The sequence below is a fragment of the Streptomyces azureus genome, assembly GCF_001270025.1.
In the GTDB taxonomy this organism is placed as follows: Bacteria; Actinomycetota; Actinomycetes; order Streptomycetales; family Streptomycetaceae; genus Streptomyces; species Streptomyces azureus.
This window is the reverse complement of record NZ_DF968401.1, coordinates 25962-48431: the sequence shown is the minus strand read 5'-3', so window position 1 is coordinate 48431 and position 22470 is coordinate 25962. Positions and strand designations below refer to the sequence as shown.

Below are 22470 nucleotides of genomic sequence, written 5' to 3'. Positions count from 1 at the left end.
CTAGTAGGGTGACCAGCTCAGGGACCCCTCTGTGGAGCCTTGGAGGTGGGGTACGGGGATGAGCGTCGGCACGAGCAGCACACCGGGGGCCCAGGACGCCGGGAGCCCGCCCGCCGCGTCCCGGCCACCCGGTGATCTCGCCGGCCTCGGCATCGACCCCGACATGCTGCCCGACGGACTCGTCGTCGCCGACGAGCAGGGCCGGGTCGTCTGCTTCAACGCCGCCGCCGAGCGCATCACCGCCGTCCGCGCCCGGGACGCCCTCGGGCAGCGCCTGGAGAAGGCCCTGCCATTAGAGGATCTGGAGGGGCGACGCTGGTGGCAGCTGACCGACCCGTACGGCGGTCTCGCGATCCGGGTCGGACAGCCCGAGCGCAACCTCCTCCTGCCCGGCGGCCGTGAGGTGCTGGTCTCCGCGCGCTACGTCCGCACCCGGCCCACCGGTCCCCTCCGGCGTCTCATCGTCACCCTGCGCGACACCGAGGCCCGTCGCCGCACCGAGCGCAGCCACGCCGAGCTGATCGCCACTGTCGCCCACGAGCTGCGCTCCCCGCTCACCTCCGTCAAGGGCTTCACCGCCACCCTGCTCGCCAAGTGGGAACGCTTCACCGACGACCAGAAGCGGCTGATGCTGGAGACCGTCGACGCCGACGCCGACCGGGTCACCCGGCTCATCGCCGAGCTGCTCGACATCTCCCGGATCGACTCCGGCCGGCTGGAGGTGCGGCGCCAGCCCGTCGACATCGGCGCCGCCGTCGGACGGCACATCCAGGCCTACGTCGCCGCCGGGCAGCCCGCCGACCGGTTCCTGCTGCGCGTCCAGCAGCCGCTGCCCGATCTGTGGGCCGACCCCGACAAGATCGACCAGGTGCTCAGCAACCTCCTGGAAAACGCCGTGCGGCACGGCGAGGGAACTGTCACCATCGACGTCACGGCCACGGCGTCCCCCCGCGAGGGCGAGAACGCCGAGCACGCAGCCACGTCGGTCACGGTGAGCGACGAGGGGCCCGGCATCCCGGAGGAGTCCATGAACCGCGTCTTCACCCGCTTCTGGCGGGGCAGCAAGCGCGGCGGCACGGGTCTCGGGCTCTACATCGTCAAGGGCATCGTCGAAGCCCACGGCGGCACCATCACGGTCGGCCGCGCCCCCGGCGCCGGTGCCGAGTTCCGATTTACGTTGCCCGTGAGCGCTCCGGCCTATCTCGCCTGAGCAGCCCGCGGGCGCATTCGTACACCTCCACCCCGTTAGACTCGGCCATTGGCACCTTTGTGTCCCGCAGACGGCCATCGGAGTCGGTGACGGGGACCTTCAGCCAGCCAATCGGAAGCACGGGAAGAGATGTCGGCACCGAATAAGTCGTACGACCCTGTAGAGGTCGAGGCGTTGAAACCGGAAGAGATCGAGCGCATGCGGGACGAGGCGCTCGCCGCCTTCGCCGCCGCGGACTCCCTCGACGCGCTCCACGAGGCCAAGGTCGCCCACACCGGCCCCGCCTCTCCGCTGGCCCTCGCCAACCGCGAGATCGGCGCCCTGCCCCCGCACGCCAAGGCCGACGCCGGCAAGCGCGTCGGGCAGGCCCGCGGCGCCGTGAACAAGGGCCTCGCCGCCCGCCAGGCCGAACTCGAGGCCGAGCGGGACGCCCGTGTGCTGGTCGAGGAGGCGGTGGACGTCACGCTGCCCTACGACCGCGTACCGGCCGGCGCCCGGCACCCGCTCACCACGATGATGGAGCGGGTCGCGGACGTCTTCGTGGCCATGGGCTACGAGATCGCCGAAGGACCGGAGGCCGAGGCGGAGTGGTTCAACTTCGACGCCCTCAACTTCCTGCCCGACCACCCGGCCCGGCAGATGCAGGACACGTTCTTCGTGCAGGGCCCGAAGGGCACCGAGGAGTCCGGGTCCGGCGTCGTCCTGCGCACGCACACCTCGCCGGTGCAGGCGCGCGCCCTGCTCGACCGTGAGCTGCCGGTCTACATCGTCTGCCCCGGCCGGGTGTTCCGCACCGACGAGCTGGACGCCACGCACACGCCCGTCTTCCACCAGATCGAGCTGCTCGCGATCGACGAGGGCCTGACGATGGCGGACCTCAAGGGCACCCTGGACCACATGGTCCAGTCCCTGTTCGGCGCGGACATGAAGACCCGGCTGCGGCCGAACTACTTCCCCTTCACCGAGCCGAGCGCCGAGATGGACATGCTCTGCTATGTCTGCAAGGGCGAGTCCATCGGCAACCCCGACCGGCCCTGCCGCACCTGCTCGTCCGAGGGCTGGATCGAGCTCGGCGGCTGCGGCATGGTCAACCCGCGGGTGCTCACCGCCTGCGGCGTCGACCCCGAGAAGTACAGCGGATTCGCCTTCGGGTTCGGCATCGAGCGGATGCTGATGTTCCGCCACAACGTCGAGGACATGCGAGACATGGTCGAGGGTGACGTCCGGTTCACCCGGCCGTTCGGGATGGAGATCTGATGCGGGTCCCGCTTTCTTGGCTGCGGGAGTACGTCGACCTGCCGGCCACCGAGACCGGCCGCGACGTCCAGGCCAAGCTCATTTCGGCCGGTCTGGAGGTCGAGACCGTCGAGCAGCTCGGCGCCGACCTCAAGGGCCCCCTGGTGGTCGGCCAGGTGGCGACCATCGAGGAGCTGACGGAGTTCAAGAAGCCGATCCGCTTCTGCACCGTCGACGTCGGCCAGGCTGGGGGCACCTCCCAGGCTTTCGGCACTGGGGGAGGCACCGGCGAGCCCCAGGAGATCGTCTGCGGCGCCCGTAACTTCGCCGTCGGCGACAAGGTCGTCGTGGCCCTGCCCGGCGCCGTCCTGCCCGGTGACTTCCAGATCGCCGAGCGCAAGACCTACGGCAGGATGTCCCGGGGCATGATCTGCTCCAGCGACGAGCTGAACATGGGCGACGACGGCACCAAGGGCATCATCGTCCTGCCGCCGGAGACCGAGGTCGGCAAGGACGCGGTCGAACTGCTGGAGCTGGTCGACGAGGTCCTCGACATCGCCGTCACGCCCGACCGCGGCTACTGCCTGTCGATGCGCGGCGTCGCCCGCGAGACCGCCATCGCCTACGGCCTGCCGTTGCGCGACCCGGCGCTGCTCGACGTCCCCGGCCCGAACGCCTACGGCTACCCGGTGCGGATCTCCGACCCCACGGGCTGCGACCGCTTCACGGCCCGCACGGTGACGGGGCTGAGCGCCGAGGCCCGCTCGCCGATCTGGCTCCAGCGCCGGCTGCAGAAGGTCGGCATGCGCCCGATCTCGCTCGCCGTCGACGTCACCAACTACGTGATGATGGAGCTCGGCCAGCCGCTGCACGCCTACGACCGGAGCCTGGTCCAGGGCACGATCGGCGTGCGCCGGGCCGAGCCGGGCGAGAAGCTCACCACCCTCGACGGCGTCGAGCGCACGCTGGACGCCGAGGACCTGGTGATCACCGACGACCGCGGTCCCATCGGGCTCGCCGGCGTCATGGGCGGCGCCAACACGGAGATCGCCGACCACGACAACGTGGAGAACGCCACGGCGGACGTCGTCATCGAGGCCGCGCACTTCGACGCGGTGTCGATCGCGCGCGCGGCCCGCCGGCACAAGCTGTCCTCCGAGGCGTCCCGGCGCTTCGAGCGCGGCGTCGACCCGCAGGCCGCCGCTGCCGCCGCGCAGCGCACGGTCGACCTGCTGGTCCTCCTCGCGGGCGGTACCGCCGAGGCCGGCGTCACCGAGGTCCTCGCGCCGACCGCACCGCGCACCATCACCATCCCGGCGGACCACCCGGACAAGGTCGCGGGTGTCGCGTACGGCCGGGAGACCGTCGTACGACGGCTCCAGGAGATCGGCTGTGACGTGTACGGGCAGGACGAGCTGATCGTCACCGTGCCGTCCTGGCGCCCCGACCTCACCGACCCGAACGACCTGGCCGAAGAGGTCATCCGCCTGGAGGGCTACGAGAACCTGCCCTCCACGCTGCCCAAGCCGCCGGCCGGCCGTGGCCTGACGAACCGGCAGCGGCTGCACCGCCGCGTGGGCCGGGCCCTGGCCGGTGCCGGGTACGTCGAGGCGCTGAACTACCCGTTCATCGGCGAGCAGGTCTTCGACCAGCTCGGCCTTGACGCGGACGACCCGGCCCGCCGCGTCGTCAAGCTCAGCAACCCGCTGAGCGACGAGGAGCCCGCGCTGCGCACGACGCTGCTCCCGGGCCTGCTGGCCGCCCTACGGCGCAACGACGGCCGGGGCTCGCACGACCTCGCGCTGTTCGAGACCGGACTGGTCTTCAAGCCGCGCGAGGAGCAGCGGATCGCCGCGGTGCTGCCCGTCGACCGCCGCCCGACCGGCGAGGAGCTCGCCGAGCTGAACGCCGCGCTGCCCGAGCAGCCGCAGCACGCCGCCGTCGTCCTCGCCGGTGCCCGCGAGCAGGCCGGCTGGTGGGGCAAGGGCCGTCCAGCGGACTGGGCCGACGCGGTCGAGGCGGCGCGTTCCGTCGCCCAGGAGGCGGGCGCCGAGCTGATCATTCGCAAGGGGCAGTACGGGCCGTGGCACCCCGGGCGGTGCGCCGAGCTGGCGATCACCGTGGACGGTGCCGAGCGGGTCGTGGGCCACGCGGGGGAGCTGCACCCGCGCGTGGTGAAGGCACTGGGGCTGCCGGCGCGTACCTGTGCGATGGAGATCGACCTGGACGCGGTGGAGTCGGCCGGTGAGGCCACGGTGAAGGCGCCGCGAATCTCCACGTTCCCGGTCGCCACGCAGGATGTCGCCCTGGTCGTCGACGCGGTTGTTCCGGCGGCGGAGGTCGAGGAGGCCCTGCGTGCTGGTGCCGGGGAGCTGCTGGAGTCCATCCGGTTGTTCGATGTGTACGAGAACGTCGAGCAGTTGGGCGAGGGGCGGAAGTCGCTCGCGTACGCGTTGCGGTTCCGGGCGGCTGATCGGACGCTGACGGTGGATGAGGCGTCGGCGGCTCGGGATGCGGCGGTTGCCCTTGCGGGTGAACGCGTAGGGGCTGAGTTGCGGAGTTAGCGCCGTGGGGGACTGTGCTGTTGCCGGCTGCGGGTGGTTGTGGCTGGTTGCACAGTTCCCCGCGCCCCTGAAAGGTGTGGCCGGCGATGCCGTCCGCCCCGCCACGGAGTGTCGGGCAGGCGGCTGGGCGGACGGCGGAAGCGGGCCGCCGTACTGTACGAGGGGGAGCCGGCGGCCCGGCCGGCCTCTTTCGAGGCATTTCAGTCAACCGGTCGGCGACTGAGAGCGACAGTGCGCACACGGTGCGGATTCGAGCACTCCGTTCACACCCCGTGTGAAGGCGGAGCCACTAATCTGGCCGCACCGAGCCACCGGGGGGCCCACATGCAGCCCAACACTCTGCTCGACGCGATCCTGGACGAGGCCGGGATCTCGCACGCGGGGCTGGCCGCACACGTCAACCAGGCGGGACGGGCGCGCGGCCTGTCCCTGAGGTACGAACACACCGCCGTCGCCCGGTGGTTGAAGGGGCAGCGTCCCCGGGGCCAGGTGCCCGACCTGATCTGCGAGGTGCTGGCCGCCCGGTTGCGGCGGCAGGTGACCCTGGACGACATCGGCCTGGGTGTGCCCGGTGAGCCGTCCGCTCCGCACACCGGCTCGCTGTCCGGCTTCGTCGAGCGGGCCACCGCCCTGTGGCGCTCCGACCAGCAGCAGCGCCCGCACATCCTGGGCGCGCCCGCCGTCACCGGCACGCCCGCCGTCATGCCGGTGTGGGAGTGGGAGAACCCGCCCGAGGACGTGGACGTCTCCCGCGGCGGCAGACACCGGGTCACCCCAGGCGACCTGGAGATGCTGCGGGCCGCCCGTACGCACTACGAGCAGATGTACCGCAAGGCCGGGGGCATCGCGACACGGGCGCGCATCGTCGGCTTCCTCAACGCCGAGGCGGCGCCGCTGCTGCGCGGCAGCTACACCGATGAGACGGGGCGCCAACTGCACCGGGCCACGGGCGGGTTGGTGGCCGTCGCCGGGATCTGCGCCTACGACTCCGACGCGCACGGCCTCGCGCAGCGCTACTTCCACCAGGCCCTGCGGCTCGCCAAGGCCAGTGGTGACCGGGGGCTCGGCGCCTACATCATCGCGCTGCTGGTCAACCAGTCGCTGTTCATGCGGGAGTACCGGCAGGCCGTCGCCTTCGCGGAGGCCGCGCTGCGGGCCGCCGGCAAGCACATCACCCCGGCGCTCGCCTCCGACCTGTACGCGATGCAGGCCAAGGCGTACGCGCATCTCGGCGACGGCACGAGCGCCCTGTCCTGCATCCGGCGGGCCGAGCAGGCCGCTGCCCGCATCCGGCGCGGCTACGAGCCCGACGAGACCGGCTATGTCCAGCCTGGGCTGGTCAACGTCCAGGTGGCGGAGGCGCTGCTGAGTCTCGGGGAGATCGCGGCCGCCGGGGAGCATGCCGCGGCCGCGGTCGACAACCCGGCGCACGACCGCGGCCGGGTGCACCGGCTGGCCATGCTCAGCACGATCGAGCTGCGGCAGGGTAACGCGGACAAGGCCGTGGCCATCGCCGTGCAGATGGCCGAGCAGGCCCGCGGCATGGAGTCCCAGCGGCTGCGCGACCGGTTGCGCGCGGTGCGGGAGCACCTGGTGCGCAGCGGTTGCTCGGGCACGGCCGAGGCCGCGGAACTCATCGACGGGGCACTGCGCGTACCGTTGTAGACCCGGGCTACGGGCGCCCGCGTCAACCCGAGCGACTTCCCGTGCGCCTGCTGTCCCTCCATCCCTGCTGCGATATTGCCACTTACTCGACGGAAGGTGGCAGAACCGTGCAGTGGACGAAACGCAACGAACAAACTGTGTACTCAAACCGCTGGTTCAGCGTCAATCTCGCGGATGTCGAACTGCCGGACGGCCGGCACCTCGACCACTTCCTCATACGGCTGCGGCCCGTTGCCGTGGCCACGGTCGTGAACGAGGCCAACGAGGTGCTGCTCCTCTGGCGGCACCGCTTCATCACCGACAGTTGGGGGTGGGAACTCGCGGCGGGCGTCGTCGAGGACGGCGAGGACATCGCCCGCGCGGCCGCCAGGGAGCTGGAGGAGGAGACCGGCTGGCGGCCGGGACCGCTGCACCACCTCATGAGCGTGGAGCCGTCCAACGGGCTCACCGACGCCCGGCACCACGTGTACTGGGCCGACGAGGGCGAGTACGTCGGGCACCCCGTGGACGACTTCGAGTCGGATCGCCGGGAATGGGTTCCGCTCAAGCTCGTCCCCGACATGGTCGCCCGCGGGGAGGTCCCGGCCGCCAACATGGCGGCCGCGTTACTGCTGCTGCACCATCTCAGGCTCGGTCAGGACACGTTGCCCTGAGCTAACGTCCCAGTGCCTGCCAGATCGCCACGACGAGGGCACCCACGGCGGTGAGGGCGGCGACCGCGGGCAGCGGCCAGCGCGCGTGTTCCAGTGAGTTGATCCGGGTGTTGAGCTCGTCGAGTTCCTTGGCGGTCTCCTCGGTGCGGTGGCTGAGCAGAGCCAGCCCGCCCTCGACACGGGCGTACGCCACGTCGAGGCGGCGTCGTAACTCTGCGAGTTCTCCATGGACGACCGGATGCTCGGGATCGACGGCCACGAGTCCGCTCCTTTCCGTAGTCATTGCACATCCCTTGCATGCGCACTGGGAGTCAACTCGCCTGGTGGACGCCTGGGGAGAGTGTGCGACGGGCATATGCGAGCCCGGCGCGCACACGGTGTGTGAATGCCACGGGCCCGGCACCAATTCAGGTGCTGGGCCCGTGACTTGGCCGAATTCTGACCGTCAGTAATCAGCCTCGGGGTACCCGGAGCGCATGACGAAGTGGCAGAAGAACGCGGCGTACGCGCTGGCGCTCTACGCGCTGTCGGTCGTGGTGCTCCGGTACTCCTCCGGCGGGCAGGGGTGGGGGACGGCGCTGCTGCTCGCTCTCGTGCCCCCTCCGCTCGCCCTCTGGATGGGCTGGCTGCGCAGCCGCCTCAACGAGCAGGCCGCCGAATGGGGACGCCGCCGGTTCCGGCCGTGGCCGGAGGAACGGCGGCGTTGAGGTGGCGGCCCCGGCCGGGCGGTCAGTCGTACGTGTAGAAGCCGGACCCCGTCTTGCGGCCCAGCCGGCCCGCGTCGACCATGCGCTGGAGGAGCGGGGGAGCGGCGTACAGGGGCTCCTTGTACTCCTCGTACATCGACTGGGCCACCGAGGCGACCGTGTCCAGGCCGATGAGGTCGGAGAGCTTCAGCGGGCCCATCGGGTGGGCGCAGCCCATCTCCATGCCGTTGTCGATGTCCTCGCGGCTGGCGATGCCCGTCTCGAACATCCGGATCGCGGAGAGCAGGTACGGGATCAGCAGCGCGTTCACCACGAAGCCGGAGCGGTCCTGGGCGCGGATCGCGTGCTTGCCCAGCAGCTTCTCGGTGAACAGCTGGGCCCGGCTCAGCGTGCCCTCGGACGTGGTGAGGGCCGGGATCAGCTCGACGAGCTTCTGCACCGGGGCCGGGTTGAAGAAGTGGATGCCGATGACCTGGTCGGGCCGCGAGGTCGCCACCGCCAGCTTCACCAGCGGGATGGAGGAGGTGTTGGAGGCCAGGATGGCGTCGGGCCGGGTCACGACCTGGTCGAGCACCTGGAAGATCTCGGTCTTGACCTGCTCGTTCTCGACGACGGCCTCGATCACCAGGTCGCGGTCGGCGAACTCGCCGAGGTCCGTGGTGAAGCTCAGGCGGGCCTGGGTGGCCTCCAGCTCCTCCTCGGTGATCTTGCCGCGCTCGGCCGCCTTGGCCAGGGAGTTGAACAGCCGGGTCCGGCCGATCTCCAGGGCCTCGCCGGTGGTCTCGGCGACCATGACGTCCAGACCGGACCGGGCGCACACCTCGGCGATCCCCGCGCCCATCTGACCGCAGCCCACGACTCCGACGCGTGCAATGTCTCCCGCTGGGGTGTCCGTCACATCGTCCCTTTCGCCGCTGATCCACTTCTGGGCAGGTGCTCCGGATTCCGGTGCCTGCTCCGTTCGTGCACGTTACTCCCAAGTATCGATGATCGATCGCGGGGGTCGGGTCCGGTTCGGGCATGCTGGGCGCGGAGCGATCCGCGACCGGGCGGATCCGCGGCTTTTTGGGGCATGCGGATGGGACGAGTGTCACGCAGGGCGTTCGCGGTGGCGGCGCTGTCGGCTTTCACGATGGTGCCTCCGGCGTCGGCCGCGCCCAAGCGGGGCGGCAGCGGCGACGACAGGGCGGCCGCCGAGATGCGGGGTGTGTGGCTCGCCACCGTGGCGGGCCGCGACTGGCCGTCGAAGCCGGGGCTGACCGCCGCGCAGCAGCGGGCCGAGCTGATCACCCACCTCGACAGGGCGGTCCGCAGCCGGCTCAACACCGTGATCTTCCAGGTCCGGCCCACGGCTGACGCCCTGTGGCCCTCGCCGTACGAGCCGTGGTCGCAGTACCTCACCGGCACCCAGGGCCAGGACCCCGGCTGGGACCCGCTGGGCACGGCCGTGGAGGAGGCCCACGCCCGCGGTCTGAAGCTGCACGCCTGGTTCAACCCGTACCGGGTCGCCGCTCACGCCGACCCGACCCGGCTGGCCGCCGGCCACCCCGCCCGCAGGAACCCGCACTGGGTGGTGACGTACGGCGGGAAGCTCTACTACAACCCGGGGCTGCCCGAGGTCCGGGGCTTCGTGCAGGACGCGATGCTCGACGCGGTGGAGAAGTACCCCGTGGACGGCGTCCACTTCGACGACTACTTCTACCCGTACCCGGTGGCGGGCCAGACCTTCGACGACGACTCGGCCTACGACGAGTACGGCGCCGGCTTCCCGGACCGGGCCGCGTGGCGGCGGGACAACATCGACAAGCTGGTCCGGGAGACGGCGGACCGCATCAAGCAGGTCCGGCCCGGCACCCCCTTCGGCATCAGCCCCTTCGGCGTGTGGCGCAACGCCGCCGCCGACCCGCGCGGCTCGGACACCCGGGCGGGCGTGCAGACCTACGACGACCTGCACGCGGACACACGCAAGTGGGTGCGCGAGAGCTGGATCGACTACATCGTCCCGCAGCTGTACTGGAACATCGGCTTCGCCGCCGCCGACTACGCGAAACTGGTGCCCTGGTGGGCGGAGGTCGCGCGCGGCACCTCGACGCGGCTCTACGTGGGGGAGGCGCTGTACAAGGCCGGTGACCCGGCGCAGCCCGCGGCCTGGCAGGACCCGGCCGAACTGTCCCGGCACCTGACGCTGGCCAGGGAGCACGCACAGGTGCGCGGGCACGTCTTCTTCGCCGCCAAGGACATGGCGACCGATCGGATCGGGGCGATGGCGAGGGTGGTCGCCGACCACTACGGGCAGCCGGCGCCGCCGCCGCACTGAATCACGGCCCGGTGGTGGTCTCCCGGTGCCGGATCTCGGTGTCGGGTCCCGGCGAGCACACGCCCTCGTGCCCGTCCTCGAACCGGACGCGGTACGGGGGGCTGCCCTCCTGGCCCAGCACTTCGACGATCTCGCCGACCTTGTCGTGCTGACCGACCACCCTGCCGTGCTGGACAAGCTGGTCGCCCACGGTTGCGCGCATCTGGGGCCTCCTCACGATGTGTGGAGCAGCGGTCCGTGGCCTTTGAGTCTACGGCCGGGGGCGCCGCTCGGCAGGGGGCCGGGCGTGCCCCGCTCAGCCGCGTGCCCGTTGCGTGACGGCGATGCAGACCAGCACCGCCGCGGCTGTCAGCGGGGCGGCCACCGTCAGGTGCTCGCCCAGCAGCAGCACCGACCACACCAGTGTGAGCAGGGGCTGAGCGAGCTGCAACTGGCTGGCCTTCGGGATGCCGACGGCGGCCATGCCCCGGTACCAGACGACCAGCCCGAGGAACTGCGAGCCCGCTGCGACCCACAGCAGCCCGGTGACGCTGTGCGCGGTGAGGTGCACGGGTTCCTGCGTCAGCGCGAGCGCGGCGACGGGCACGGTCAGCGGCAGGCACAGCACCAGCGCCCAGCCGATGACGTGCCAGCCCGGCATGACCCGGGCCAGCCGGCCGCCCTCGGTGTAGCCGGCCGCGCACACCAGCAGTGCCGCGAAGAGGTACAGGTCGGCCGTGCTCAGCGCGCCGCCGCTCTGCTGCACGGTGAAGGCCAGCACCGCCGCCGCGCCGGCGAGGGCCGCCGCCCAGAAGGTGCGCGAGGGCCGGGTGCCGACGCGCAGGGCGGACAAGAGAGCGGTGGTCAGGGGGAGCAGTCCGACCACGACGGCGGCGTGCGCGGTGGTCGAGGTTTCCAGCGCCAGCGTGGTGAGCAGCGGGAAACCGAGGACGACACCGGCCGCGACGACCGCGAGACCGAACCAGTGGCGGCGGTCGGGCAGCGGGACGCGAAGGGCGAGCAGTGCACCGCCCGCGATCACCGCGGCCAGGACACTCCGTACGGCGACCAGCGACCAGGGCCCGAAGCCCTCCAGACCCCAGGCCGTGGCGGGGAAGGTGAGGGAGAAGGCGATGACGCCCAGGGCGGCCTGGAGGGTGCCGAGACCGGCCCGGCCCCCCTCCGTGGCGACTGCTATCCGGGATGCGGTAGTAGCGCTACTCTTCACTCTCATGCAAGAGCGTAGCAGCGTCGATGAACTGGCAGAACAGCTGCGGCGGGAACTCAACCGCTACTCGCCAGGTGGAAAGCTGCCGTCGAGTCGGGCCCTGGTCGAGCGGTTCCGGGTGAGCCCCGTGACCGTGTCGCGGGCGCTGGCGCAGCTCGCCGCGGAGGGGCTGGTGGTCACCCGGCCCGGCGCGGGCGCGTTCCGCGCGCAGGCCCGCACGGCACCGGCCCCCGCCGGGGACACCTCCTGGCAGGAGGTCGCGCTCAGCGCGGACGGTGCCGCCGACCTCGTACCGCGCTCGGTGGACGCCTCCGGGGTGCTGGTCTCGCTGGCCGCCCCGCCGCCCGGCGTGATCGAGTTCAACGGCGGCTATCTGCACCCGTCGTTGCAGCCGGAGCGCGCGATGGCCGCCGCCCTGTCACGCGCCGGGCGTCGTCCCGGCGCCTGGGGGCGCCCGCCGGTCGAGGGGCTGCCGGAGCTGCGGGAGTGGTTCGCGCGGGGCATCGGCGGGTCCTTCACGGCCGCCGAAGTGCTGGTCACCGCGGGCGGGCAGTCCGCGCTCACCACCGCCCTGCGCGCCCTCGCCCCGCCCGGCGCCCCCGTCCTCGTCGAGTCGCCGACCTATCCCGGCATGCTCGCCATCGCCCGTGCCGCGGGCATGCGCCCGGTGCCCGTCCCGGTGGACGCGGACGGGGTGAAACCGGCACTGCTCGCCGACGCGTTCCGGGCCACCGGCGCTCCGGCCTTCGTCTGCCAGCCGCTCTTCCAGAACCCCACCGGTGCCGTGCTCGCGCCCGAGCGGCGCCGCGAGGTGCTGGGCATCGCCCGCGCGGCGGGCGCGTTCGTCGTCGAGGACGACTTCGTGCGGCGGCTCGTGCACGAGGACGCGGGGCCGCTGCCGCGCCCGCTGGCCGCCGACGACCCCGACGGTGTCGTCGTCCATGTCTGCTCGCTGACCAAGGCGACCTCGCCGAGCTTCCGGGTCAGCGCCCTGGCCGCGCGCGGCCCGGTTCTGGAGCGGCTGCGCGCGATCCAGGTCGTCGACACCTTCTTCGTGCCCCGGCCCCTTCAGGAGGCGGCACTCGAGCTCGTCGGCTCGCCCGCCTGGCCGCGCCATCTGCGAGCGGTGTCCGCCGAGTTGAGGACGCGCCGGGACACGATGACCGCCGCGCTCGCGCTGCACCTGCCGGAACTCGCCCTGCCGCACGTGCCGTCCGGCGGCTACCACCTGTGGCCGCGCCTGCCGGATGGCACTGGGGGCACCGCCCAGGCTTTCGGCTCTGGGGGAGAAGCGGCCCTTACCTCCGCCGCCCTGCGCGCGGGCGTCGCCATCACCCCCGGCCGCCCTTACTTCAGCGCCGAGCCGCCGGCCCCGCACATCCGGCTGAGCTTCGCGGCGGTCGCCGAGACCGGCGAAATCGCGGAGGGGGTACGGCGGCTGCGCGCGGCCTGTGACGAGGTGCTGGGTTAAGCGTTCGACGCGTGGGCGCCGACCTGCAAGCATCCCGTCATGACCGACACGCCGAGCCTGCCCGAGGGCTACGAGATCTCCACCGACCCCGCCCGCGTCGACGCCGAGCGGGTCCACCACTGGCTGTCCACCGACGCGTACTGGGCGCTGGGCCGCCCGCGCGAGAAGCAGGACCGGGCGATCGAGGGTTCGCTCAACTTCGGCGTGTACGAGACGGTGTCGGGCGAGCAGGTGGCATACGCCCGGGTCATCACGGACCGGGCGACCTTCGGGTGGCTGTGCGACGTGTACGTCGACCCGTCGGTGCGCGGCAAAGGTGTCGGCAGCGCGCTCGTCGCGGCCGTACGGGACGAGCTGCGGGAGTACGGGGTGCGGCGGGTCCTGCTCGCCACGCACGACGCGCACGGGGTCTACGAGAAGCTCGGGTTCGCGGCGCTGGAGCGGCCCGAGCACTGGATGGCTCTCATCTTCGGCCAGTGAGGGTCGGTGCACCCTGGGTAACTCCTGGGTAACACCTCTTGACCTGCGCACTTGCGGCACCCACCATCGCCGCATGCCACTTCGGGTCACGTTCGTCGCCGCCGCGCGCAGCTCCCCGCTGCTCGCCGAGCGCTTCGAGGACGACCGGCCGCTGGACCAGGCCGGCTGGGGTGAGGTGGAGCGCGTCGCCCACGAACTGCTGCCGCTCGCCGCGGCCGAGCTGCGCTACTGCTCGCCGACCCCGCGCAGCCGTGCGACGGGGGAGGGGCTCGGGTACGCGCCGCTCGTGCAACTAGGCCTGCGGGACTGCGACATGGGCCGGTGGCGCGGGCTGACCCTGGGCGAGGCGATGGCCCGGGAGCCGGAGGCGGTGGACGCCTGGCTCGCCGACCCGCGCGCCACACCGCACGGCGGTGAGCCGCTGGTGGACTTCATCACCCGCGTCGGCGGCTGGCTCGACACCCGGCCCGTCGAGGACGGCTGCCGGGTCGTGGCGGTCGCCGAGCCGTCCGTGATCCGCGCCGCCCTGGTGTACGCCCTGAAGGCACCGCTCTCGACGTACTGGAACATCGACGTCCGCCCGCTGTCGACGACCTCCGTGACGGGCCGGGCGGGGCGCTGGAACCTGCGCTTCGACGGGGTGTCGGCTCAGTCGTCACGCGCGTAGCCGGCTCGGACTTGGCGGGCGTAGCCGGTTTCAGACCTCGCGGGTGTAGTCGGTGCGCAGGACGAGGTCCTTGGCCGGGCCGCGTACGTGCCACACCGTCCGCCAGTGGTCCGCGTCGCGGACGGTGAACTCGCCGCGGTAGAGGTCCGCCGCGCAGCGGTGGTCGGCGACGTGCCGTCCGGACGTCAGGTCCAGGTCGTGGAACGGCCGCCCGTCCGCGAACCGCACGTCCGCCGTGCCGCCCGGGCCCGGCAGGAACCGCAGCGTCCGCTCGGCGGGCCGGGCGACGCCCTGCCAGACGAAGGTGCCGGACTCGTGGTGCAGCAGCCCGCGGTCCTCCTCCGCGGCGAACACGGTGGTCCCGGAGAACTCCCCCCGCTCACCGCTCGCGAGCTCCCGCACCGACCGGGCCACGCGCCAGCGCCCGGCCAGATACCCCAGTACGTCCGGCACTGGCCGGAACTCGCCCATCCCGTACCGCTCTCCGTCCCAGCCGTTGCTGCGCGACCCATTGACGCGCATCCGCCCCCTCCCTATCTTGCCGTTCGAAGTGCTGATCAATGTCTGATATTTCGAACACTCCTCTACAAGAGAGCCGCGGAGTATCCATGCCACGCACCGCCCGCACCCGATGGAGAGTCGGTCTCACGACCACCGCGCTCCTGACGGCAGCAGCCCTCGTACCGGCCCCCGCGCACGCCGAGGACGTCCCCGACTACGCGATCACCGTCGACCCGTCCGCCAAGGGCGCGGCGATCGACGACACGATGTACGGCGTCTTCTTCGAGGACATCAACCGGGCCGCCGACGGCGGTCTGTACGCCGAGCTCGTGCAGAACCGCTCCTTCGAGTACTCCACCGCCGACAACGGCTCCTACACGCCCCTGACCTCGTGGGCGGTCGGCGGCACGGCCGAGGTCGTGAACGACTCGGGCCGCCTCAACGAGCGCAACCGCAACTACCTCTCCCTGGGCGCCGGTTCCTCCGTGACGAACGCCGGCTACAACACCGGCATCCGGGTCGAGCAGGGCAAGAAGTACGACTTCTCCGTGTGGGCCCGCGCCGAGGGCGGCAGCACGCTCACCGTCTCCCTCAAGGACACGGCGGGCACGCTGGCGACCGCCCGGCAGGTGGCCGTCAAGGGCGGCTGGGCCAAGTACAAGGCCACCTTCACCGCGACCCGCACCAGCAACCGCGGCCGTCTCGCCGTCGCCTCGGTGAACGCCGCCGCGCTCGACGAGATATCGCTCTTCCCGCGCGACACCTACAAGAACCAGCCGAACGGCCTGCGCAAGGACCTCGCCGAGAAGATCGCCGCCCTGAAGCCCGGCTTCGTCCGCTTCCCCGGCGGCTGCCTGGTCAACACCGGCTCCATGGAGGACTACAGCGAGGCCTCGAACTGGCAGCGCAAGCGCAGCTACCAGTGGAAGGACACCATCGGGCCCGTAGAGGAGCGCGCCACCAACGCCAACTTCTGGGGCTACAACCAGAGCTACGGCCTCGGCTACTACGAGTACTTCCGCTTCTCCGAGGACATCGGCGCCATGCCGCTGCCCGTCGTCCCGGCCCTGGTGACCGGCTGCGGCCAGAACAAGGCCACCGACGACGACGCCCTGCTCAAGCGGCACATCCAGGACACCCTCGACCTCATCGAGTTCGCCAACGGCCCGGCGACCTCCAAGTGGGGCAAGGTGCGGGCGCAGATGGGCCACCCCAAGCCCTTCCACCTGACCCACCTCGGGGTCGGCAACGAGGAGAACCTCCCCAAGGAGTTCTTCGCCCGCTTCGAGCAGTTCCGGGCGGCCATCAAGGCCAAGTACCCGGACATCACCGTCATCTCCAACTCGGGCCCGGACGACGCCGGCACGACCTTCGACACGGCCTGGCAGCTCAACCGCGAGGGCAAGGTCGACATGGTCGACGAGCACTACTACAACAGCCCGAACTGGTTCCTGCAGAACAACGACCGCTACGACTCCTACGACCGCAAGGGCCCCAAGGTCTTCCTCGGCGAGTACGCCTCCCAGGGCAACGCCTGGAAGAACGGCCTGTCCGAGGCCGCCTTCATGACCGGTCTGGAGCGCAACGCGGACATCGTCAAGCTGGCCTCCTACGCCCCCCTGCTCGCCAACGAGGACTACGTCCAGTGGCGGCCGGACATGATCTGGTTCAACAACCGGGCCTCCTGGAACTCGGCCAACTACGAGGTCCAGAAGCTGTTCATGACCAACGTCGGCGACCGCGTGGTTCCGTCGAAGGCGACCGGCACGCCGGACGTCAGCGGCCCGATCACGGGTGCCGTCGGCCTGTCCACGTGGGCGACCAGCGCCGCGTACGACGACGTCAAGGTCACCGCCGCTGACGGCTCGACCCTGATGAGCGACGACTTCTCCGGTGACGCCTCGAAGTGGACCACCAGCGGCCGTGGCAGCTGGAGCATCCAGGACGGGCAGTACGTCCAGACCGACACCGCCACCGAGAACACCTTGGTCACGGCGGGCGACCCGGCCTGGAAGGACTACGACCTGCATGTGAAGGCCACCAAGAAGTCCGGCAAGGAGGGCTTCCTCGTCGCCTTCGGCGTCAAGGACACCGGCAACTACTACTGGTGGAACCTGGGCGGCTGGAACAACACCCAGTCCGCGATCGAGCAGGCTGTCGACGGCGGCAAGGGCACGCTGATGACGAAGGCCGGGTCGATCGAGACGGGCCGCGCCTACGACATCGACATCAAGGTGCGCGGCCGCCAGGTCACCCTGTTCCTGGACGGCAAGGAGTGGGGCAGCTTCAAGGACGACAAGCCGGCCGAGCCGTTCCGCCAGGTCGTCACCAAGGATGCCAAGACCGGTGACCTGATCGTCAAGGTCGTCAACGCCCAGTCCGCCGAGGCTCGCACGGCCGTCGACCTGGGTGGCGCGAAGGTCGCCTCCACGGCCCGCGTGACCACGCTGGCCGCCGAGGAGGACGCCGTCAACACGGAGACGGACACGCCGGTGACGCCGGTGACGTCCACCTTCCGTGGCGTGGCCGGAAAGTTCACCTACACCTTCCCGGCGAACTCCGTCACCTTCCTGCGGATCAAGCAGAGGTAGCGGGTCCCTCGTGGGCCGTCGTCCCCGGGACGGCGGCCCACGGCCGTCACCGGCCGGCGGTCCATCCCGGGACCGTCGGCAGCACCTTCTCCGCGACGCGCAGCAGGACGGCGTCGTCCGGCACCGCTCCGTCCGCGCGCCACAGCGTCACATCGAGCGAACCGCCGCTGTCCTTCGCGTCCTGCGCCACGGTGAGGACCCGGGCCGGGACACCGGGGCCGGTCTCGCTGTCGCTCCCGTCGAGGCGGAACCTGATGCTGATGGTGCGGTCCGAGTAGAGGACGGCCGGCCGGTCCAGCACCTTCCGCTGCTCGGCGCCGTCCCCCAGCAACGTGTGGGACCCGGCGACCGGGAGACCGTCGTAGGTCGCCGACAGCGTCACGGTGTAGGTGTCGAACTCGACCTGCGCCGAGGGTGTGGCGATCTCCTTGCCACCGGCGGGCTTGAACGAGCTGTCGCCGCCGCTGGCGGCCTTCGCGATCTCCGTCGGCGTGCCGAGCAGAGCGGCGAGGTCGGGGCGGTGCAGTGCCTCGCACAGCTGCTTCCCGGTCACTCGCCCCGCGGCCTTCCCGGCGTCCTCGTCGGAGCAGGTGGCGGGCGGCGGGCCACTACCGTTTCCGGACAGCTCCTCGGACGCCCACAGAGCGCCACCGAGTGCCCCGGCCAGCGCTATGGCCGCGAAGGCCTGTCTCCATGCGTTCGGACCTTTGACGTGCCCGCCGACTTCTTCGGCCATGTCCCCCACCTGCTGTGATCCCCTGTATACGCGACGGGGGACCCTAACCTGTGATCATGTTCCGGACAAAGCCGGTTTCCTGGGGGCGCGCCAGGCCCGCTCGAGGATGAGATTGCATAAACCTGCGGTGAAACGTATAGTCATGCCCTCTAAGGAGGAGGTTCCATGGCGGTACGTGCGGCGGTGGCCGGAGCGAGTGGATACGCGGGCGGGGAACTGCTGCGTCTGCTCCTGGCGCATCCCGAGGTCGAGATCGGCGCCCTGACCGGCAACTCCAACGCGGGGCAGAAGCTCGGTGCGCTCCAGCCGCACCTGCTGCCCCTGGCCGGACGAGTGCTCCAGGAGACCACCCCCGAGGTCCTCGACGGCCACGACGTCGTGTTTCTCGCACTGCCCCACGGGCAGTCCGCCGCCGTCGCCGAGCGGCTCGGGCCGGACGTGCTGGTGATCGACATGGGCGCCGACTTCCGGCTGACGGACGCCGCCGCCTGGGAGAAGTTCTACGGCTCCGCGCACGCCGGAACCTGGCCCTACGGCCTTCCCGAACTGCCGGGCGCCCGCGCCGCGCTGGAGGGGTCCAAGCGCGTCGCGGTGCCCGGCTGCTACCCCACGGCCGTGTCGCTGGCGCTCGTCCCGGCCTACGCCGCCGGGCTCGCCCAGCCCGAGGCCGTGATCGTCGCCGCGTCCGGCACCTCCGGCGCGGGCAAGGCGCCCAAGCCGCACCTGCTGGGCAGCGAGGTCATGGGCTCGATGTCCCCGTACGGCGTCGGCGGCGGGCACCGGCACACCCCCGAGATCACCCAGAACCTCAGCGCGGCCGCCGGCGAGCCGGTCTCCGTCTCCTTCACGCCGACCCTCGCGCCGATGCCCCGCGGCATCCTCGCCACGTGCAGCGCGAAGGCGACGGACGGCGTCACCGCCGAGTCCCTGCGCGCCGCCTACGAGAAGGCCTTCGCCGACGAGCCCTTCGTGCACCTGCTGCCCGAGGGACAGTGGCCCGCCACGGCGTCCGTCTACGGTTCGAACGCCGTTCAGGTGCAGGTCGCGTACGACGCGTCCGCCGGACGGATCATCGTGATCAGCGCCATCGACAACCTCACCAAGGGCACCGCCGGCGGTGCCGTCCAGAGCATGAACATCGCCCTGGGGCTCGACGAGACCACCGGACTGACGACGATCGGAGTTGCGCCGTGAGTGTGACGGCAGCGAAGGGATTCACGGCGGCGGGTATCGCCGCCGGGATCAAGGAGAACGGCAACCCCGACCTGGCCCTCGTGGTCAACACCGGGCCCCGCCGCGCCGCCGCCGGCGTCTTCACCTCCAACCGTGTGAAGGCCGCCCCGGTCCTGTGGTCCGAGCAGGTGCTCAAGAGCGGTCAGGTCTCCGCCGTCGTCCTCAACTCCGGCGGTGCCAACGCCTGCACGGGTCCGAAGGGCTTCCAGGACACCCACGCGACGGCCGAGAAGGTCGCCGAGGTCCTCGGGCGGGGCGCCATCGAGGTCGCCGTCTGCTCGACCGGCCTCATCGGCGTGCTCCTGCCGATGGACAAGCTGCTGCCGGGCGTCGAGACGGCCGCCGCCCAGCTCTCCGAGCACGGCGGTGAGAAGGCCGCCATCGCCATCAAGACCACCGACACCGTCCACAAGACGTCCGTCGTGACCAAGGACGGCTGGACCGTCGGCGGCATGGCCAAGGGCGCGGGCATGCTCGCTCCCGGCCTCGCCACCATGCTCGTCGTCCTCACCACCGACGCGGCCCTGGACAACGACGTACTCGACAAGGCCCTGCGGGCGGCCACCCGTACGACCTTCGACCGGGTCGACTCCGACGGCTGCATGTCCACCAACGACACCGTGCTGCTGCTCGCCTCCGGCTCGGCCGAAGTCACCCCGGAGTACGACGAGTTCGCCGAGGCCGTCCGGCAGGTCTGCGACGACCTCGGGCAGCAGCTGATCCGGGACGCCGAGGGAGCCAGCAAGGACATCAGGGTCGAGGTGATCAACGCCGCGACCGAGGACGACGCCGTCGAGGTGGGCCGCTCCATCGCCCGCAACAACCTCCTCAAGTGCGCGATCCACGGTGAGGACCCCAACTGGGGCCGCGTGCTCTCCGCGATCGGCACGACGAAGGCCGCCTTCGAGCCCGACCAGCTGAACGTCGCCATCAACGGCGTCTGGGTCTGCAAGAACGGCGGTGTCGGCGAGGACCGCGACAAGGTCGACATGCGCTACCGCGAGGTGCACATCGTGGCCGACCTCGCCGCCGGGTCCGAGACCGCCACCATCTGGACCAACGACCTCACCGCGGACTACGTCCACGAGAACAGCGCGTATTCGTCATGAGCACCACCCGCAAACACACCGCGCTGCCCAAGGCCCAGATCCTCATCGAGGCGCTGCCGTGGCTGGTCCGCCACAACGGCAAGACGGTCGTCATCAAGTTCGGCGGCAACGCCATGGTCGACGAGGACCTCAAGGCCGCCTTCGCCCAGGACGTGGTGTTCCTGCACCACGCCGGCCTCAAGCCCGTCGTCGTGCACGGCGGCGGCCCGCAGATCAGCGCCGCCCTCGACCAGCACGGCATCGTCAGCGAGTTCAAGGCCGGCCTCAGGGTGACCACCGAGGACGCCATGGACGTCGTACGGATGGTGCTGGCCGGCCAGGTGCAGCGCGAGCTGGTCGGGCTGCTCAACCAGCACGGCCCCCTCGCCGTCGGCCTGACGGGCGAGGACGCGCACACCATCACCGCCACCAAGCACCAGCCCGAGATCGACGGCGAACTGGTCGACATCGGGCGGGTCGGCGAGATCACCGCCATCGACACCGGCGCGATCGAGGCCCTGCTCGCCGACGGCCGCATCCCGGTCGTCTCCTCGATCGCCCGCTCCCAGGACGACGGACATGTCTACAACGTCAATGCTGATACGGCGGCTGCGGCACTCGCTGCTGCACTGGGCGCCGAAACCCTCATGGTTCTCACGGACGTCGAGGGACTCTACGAGGACTGGCCGAACAGCGACGAGGTGATCAGCCGCCTCACCGCCTCGGAGCTGGAGCGGCTGCTGCCGGACCTGTCCTCCGGCATGGTGCCGAAGATGGAGGGCTGCCTGCACGCCGTACGGGGCGGCGTCACCACCGCCCGGGTCATCGACGGCCGGGTCCAGCACTCGATCCTGCTGGAGATCTTCACCGACGAGGGGATCGGCACGATGGTCGTGGCCGACGAGAAGCCCGAGGGACCGGGCGGACAGGGGGAGTCGTGAGCAACCAGGAACTGACCGCGCGGTGGCAGGGCGCGCTCATGAACAACTACGGCACCCCGAGGCTCCCGCTCGTCCGCGGTGAGGGCACCAAGCTCTGGGACGCCGACGGCAAGCAGTACCTCGACTTCGTCGGCGGCATCGCGGTCAACGCGCTCGGCCACGCCCACCCGGCCGTCGTCGAGGCCGTGAGCCGGCAGATCGCCTCCCTCGGCCATGTCTCCAACCTGTTCGTCGCCGAGCCGCCGGTCGTGCTCGCCGAACGGCTGCTCCAGCTCTTCGGCCGCGACGGCAAGGTCTACTTCTGCAACTCCGGCGCCGAGGCGAACGAGGGCGCTTTCAAGATCGGCCGGCTCACCGGGCGGACCCACATGGTCGCGACCCAGGGCGGCTTCCACGGCCGCACCATGGGCGCCCTCGCGCTCACCGGCCAGCCCGGCAAGCGGGAACCCTTCCTGCCCCTGCCCGGCGACGTCACGCACGTCCCGTACGGCGACGCGCAGGCGCTGGCCGCCGCGGTGACGGACGAGACGGCCCTCGTCGTGATCGAGCCGGTCCAGGGCGAGAACGGAGTCGTGGTCCCGCCCGCCGGCTACCTCAAGGCGGCCCGGGCCATCACCGCCGCCACCGGCGCGCTGCTCGTCCTCGACGAGGTGCAGACCGGCGTCGGCCGGACCGGCCACTGGTTCGAGTACCAGGCTCACGAAGGCGTGCTCCCCGACGTCGTCACCCTCGCCAAGGGCCTCGGCGGCGGACTGCCGCTCGGCGCGACCGTCGCCTTCGGACGCGCCGCCGAGCTGCTCCAGCCCGGCCACCACGGCACGACCTTCGGCGGCAACCCCGTCGCCTGCGCCGCCGGGCTCGCCGTCCTCGACACCATCGAGAACGAGGGGTTGCTGCAGAACGTCAAGCGGCAGAGCGAGAAGTTGCGGGACGGGATCGAGGGCCTCGGTCACGAGTTGATCGATTTCGTCCGGGGCGCGGGTCTCCTCCTGGGTATCGTGCTCACCGAGCCGCTCGCGCCCCAGGTGCAGCAGGCGGCTCAGGACGCCGGCCTCCTGGTGAACGCGCCCGCTCCCGATGTCGTACGGCTCATGCCGCCGCTGAACATCGGCGACGACGAGGTGGACGCCTTCCTCCGGGTACTGCCCGGCGTCCTCGACGCAGCAGCCGACGGGGACGGACGATCCGGGGAATGAGACGACG

General features: G+C 71.3%; 21 protein-coding genes. 15 read left to right on the top strand and 6 right to left on the bottom strand.

The window, feature by feature from the left end:
* The first annotated feature begins 58 nt into the window (after nucleotides 1-58).
* The 5 genes from AOQ53_RS33135 (at nucleotide 59) to AOQ53_RS33115 (ending at nucleotide 7328) form a co-directional block, all read left to right on the top strand.
* A complete protein-coding gene (locus tag AOQ53_RS33135; RefSeq protein WP_059422910.1) occupies nucleotides 59-1210 on the top strand; it encodes a sensor histidine kinase in 1152 nt (383 codons plus the stop codon).
* A gap of 129 nt (nucleotides 1211-1339) precedes the next feature.
* Entirely contained in the window at nucleotides 1340-2467 is a 1128-nt protein-coding gene (gene pheS, locus AOQ53_RS33130; protein ID WP_059422909.1) for a phenylalanine--tRNA ligase subunit alpha, read from the top strand.
* Nucleotides 2467-5010, top strand: coding sequence for a phenylalanine--tRNA ligase subunit beta (gene pheT / locus AOQ53_RS33125; protein WP_059422908.1), 2544 nt, complete (start codon nucleotides 2467-2469; stop codon nucleotides 5008-5010). The genes pheS and pheT overlap by 1 nt, the downstream gene beginning before the upstream one ends.
* A gap of 324 nt (nucleotides 5011-5334) precedes the next feature.
* On the top strand, nucleotides 5335-6675 hold the full coding sequence (locus tag AOQ53_RS33120) for a hypothetical protein (RefSeq protein ID WP_059422906.1): 1341 nt from the start codon (nucleotides 5335-5337) through the stop codon (nucleotides 6673-6675).
* A gap of 107 nt (nucleotides 6676-6782) precedes the next feature.
* Nucleotides 6783-7328 (top strand): NUDIX hydrolase, encoded by a 546-nt coding sequence (locus tag AOQ53_RS33115; RefSeq protein WP_059422904.1) that lies wholly within the window; start codon nucleotides 6783-6785, stop codon nucleotides 7326-7328.
* 1 nt (nucleotide 7329) lies between these two features.
* Here AOQ53_RS33115 and AOQ53_RS33110 read toward each other — a convergent pair whose 3' ends face one another.
* Complete coding sequence (locus AOQ53_RS33110; RefSeq protein WP_099054745.1) at nucleotides 7330-7587, bottom strand: hypothetical protein; 258 nt, start codon at nucleotides 7585-7587, stop codon at nucleotides 7330-7332.
* A gap of 217 nt (nucleotides 7588-7804) precedes the next feature.
* Here AOQ53_RS33110 and AOQ53_RS33105 point away from each other — a divergent pair, with 217 nt between their 5' ends.
* Nucleotides 7805-8035 (top strand): hypothetical protein, encoded by a 231-nt coding sequence (locus tag AOQ53_RS33105; RefSeq protein ID WP_059422901.1) that lies wholly within the window; start codon nucleotides 7805-7807, stop codon nucleotides 8033-8035.
* A gap of 22 nt (nucleotides 8036-8057) precedes the next feature.
* Here AOQ53_RS33105 and AOQ53_RS33100 read toward each other — a convergent pair whose 3' ends face one another.
* Nucleotides 8058-8933 (bottom strand): 3-hydroxybutyryl-CoA dehydrogenase, encoded by an 876-nt coding sequence (locus AOQ53_RS33100; protein ID WP_078945615.1) that lies wholly within the window; start codon nucleotides 8931-8933, stop codon nucleotides 8058-8060.
* Between the two features lie 180 nt (nucleotides 8934-9113).
* Here AOQ53_RS33100 and AOQ53_RS33095 point away from each other — a divergent pair, with 180 nt between their 5' ends.
* Complete coding sequence (locus AOQ53_RS33095; RefSeq protein WP_059422913.1) at nucleotides 9114-10352, top strand: glycoside hydrolase family 10 protein; 1239 nt, start codon at nucleotides 9114-9116, stop codon at nucleotides 10350-10352.
* A 1-nt stretch (nucleotide 10353) separates the two neighbouring features.
* On the opposite strand, the gene AOQ53_RS33090 is transcribed toward AOQ53_RS33095, so the two are convergent.
* Both AOQ53_RS33090 and AOQ53_RS33085 read right to left on the bottom strand, forming a co-directional pair.
* A complete protein-coding gene (locus AOQ53_RS33090; RefSeq protein WP_059422898.1) occupies nucleotides 10354-10554 on the bottom strand; it encodes a DUF1918 domain-containing protein in 201 nt (66 codons plus the stop codon).
* 93 nt (nucleotides 10555-10647) lie between these two features.
* Complete coding sequence (locus tag AOQ53_RS33085; RefSeq protein WP_059422897.1) at nucleotides 10648-11565, bottom strand: DMT family transporter; 918 nt, start codon at nucleotides 11563-11565, stop codon at nucleotides 10648-10650.
* Between AOQ53_RS33085 and AOQ53_RS33080 the strand changes: the two genes are divergently transcribed.
* The 3 genes from AOQ53_RS33080 to AOQ53_RS33070 all read left to right on the top strand — a co-directional run bounded on the left by AOQ53_RS33080 (nucleotide 11564) and on the right by AOQ53_RS33070 (nucleotide 14177).
* Nucleotides 11564-13030: an aminotransferase-like domain-containing protein gene (locus AOQ53_RS33080; RefSeq protein WP_059422896.1), complete on the top strand. Its 1467-nt coding sequence runs from the start codon at nucleotides 11564-11566 to the stop codon at nucleotides 13028-13030. The two genes, AOQ53_RS33085 and AOQ53_RS33080, sit on opposite strands and share 2 nt — an antisense overlap.
* A 39-nt stretch (nucleotides 13031-13069) precedes the next feature.
* Nucleotides 13070-13510 (top strand): GNAT family N-acetyltransferase, encoded by a 441-nt coding sequence (locus AOQ53_RS33075; RefSeq protein WP_059422894.1) that lies wholly within the window; start codon nucleotides 13070-13072, stop codon nucleotides 13508-13510.
* A 73-nt stretch (nucleotides 13511-13583) separates the two neighbouring features.
* A complete protein-coding gene (locus tag AOQ53_RS33070) occupies nucleotides 13584-14177 on the top strand; it encodes a histidine phosphatase family protein (protein ID WP_059422892.1) in 594 nt (197 codons plus the stop codon).
* Nucleotides 14178-14207: 30 nt separating this feature from the next.
* Here AOQ53_RS33070 and AOQ53_RS33065 read toward each other — a convergent pair whose 3' ends face one another.
* The gene (locus AOQ53_RS33065; protein ID WP_059422890.1) at nucleotides 14208-14648 is read right to left on the bottom strand and encodes a DUF6314 family protein; all 441 of its coding nucleotides are present in this window, start codon (nucleotides 14646-14648) and stop codon (nucleotides 14208-14210) included.
* A 137-nt stretch (nucleotides 14649-14785) separates the two neighbouring features.
* Here AOQ53_RS33065 and AOQ53_RS33060 point away from each other — a divergent pair, with 137 nt between their 5' ends.
* A complete protein-coding gene (locus tag AOQ53_RS33060) occupies nucleotides 14786-17269 on the top strand; it encodes an alpha-L-arabinofuranosidase C-terminal domain-containing protein (protein WP_059422889.1) in 2484 nt (827 codons plus the stop codon).
* 46 nt (nucleotides 17270-17315) lie between these two features.
* Here the strand turns inward: AOQ53_RS33060 and AOQ53_RS33055 are convergent, their stop codons facing one another.
* Nucleotides 17316-18005: a DUF6215 domain-containing protein gene (locus AOQ53_RS33055; protein ID WP_059422887.1), complete on the bottom strand. Its 690-nt coding sequence runs from the start codon at nucleotides 18003-18005 to the stop codon at nucleotides 17316-17318.
* 165 nt (nucleotides 18006-18170) lie between these two features.
* Here AOQ53_RS33055 and argC point away from each other — a divergent pair, with 165 nt between their 5' ends.
* The 4 genes from argC to AOQ53_RS33035 are packed head-to-tail and all read left to right on the top strand — an operon-like array spanning nucleotide 18171 to nucleotide 22463.
* The gene (gene argC / locus AOQ53_RS33050) at nucleotides 18171-19199 is read left to right on the top strand and encodes an N-acetyl-gamma-glutamyl-phosphate reductase (protein WP_059422885.1); all 1029 of its coding nucleotides are present in this window, start codon (nucleotides 18171-18173) and stop codon (nucleotides 19197-19199) included.
* On the top strand, nucleotides 19196-20347 hold the full coding sequence (argJ, locus tag AOQ53_RS33045) for a bifunctional glutamate N-acetyltransferase/amino-acid acetyltransferase ArgJ (protein WP_059422883.1): 1152 nt from the start codon (nucleotides 19196-19198) through the stop codon (nucleotides 20345-20347). Before argC ends, argJ begins: the two co-directional genes overlap by 4 nt.
* Nucleotides 20344-21267: an acetylglutamate kinase gene (argB, locus tag AOQ53_RS33040; RefSeq protein ID WP_059422881.1), complete on the top strand. Its 924-nt coding sequence runs from the start codon at nucleotides 20344-20346 to the stop codon at nucleotides 21265-21267. Before argJ ends, argB begins: the two co-directional genes overlap by 4 nt.
* Nucleotides 21264-22463, top strand: a complete 1200-nt coding sequence (locus AOQ53_RS33035; protein ID WP_059422877.1) for an acetylornithine transaminase — start codon at nucleotides 21264-21266, stop codon at nucleotides 22461-22463. Before argB ends, AOQ53_RS33035 begins: the two co-directional genes overlap by 4 nt.
* The last annotated feature ends 7 nt before the right edge of the window (nucleotides 22464-22470 follow it).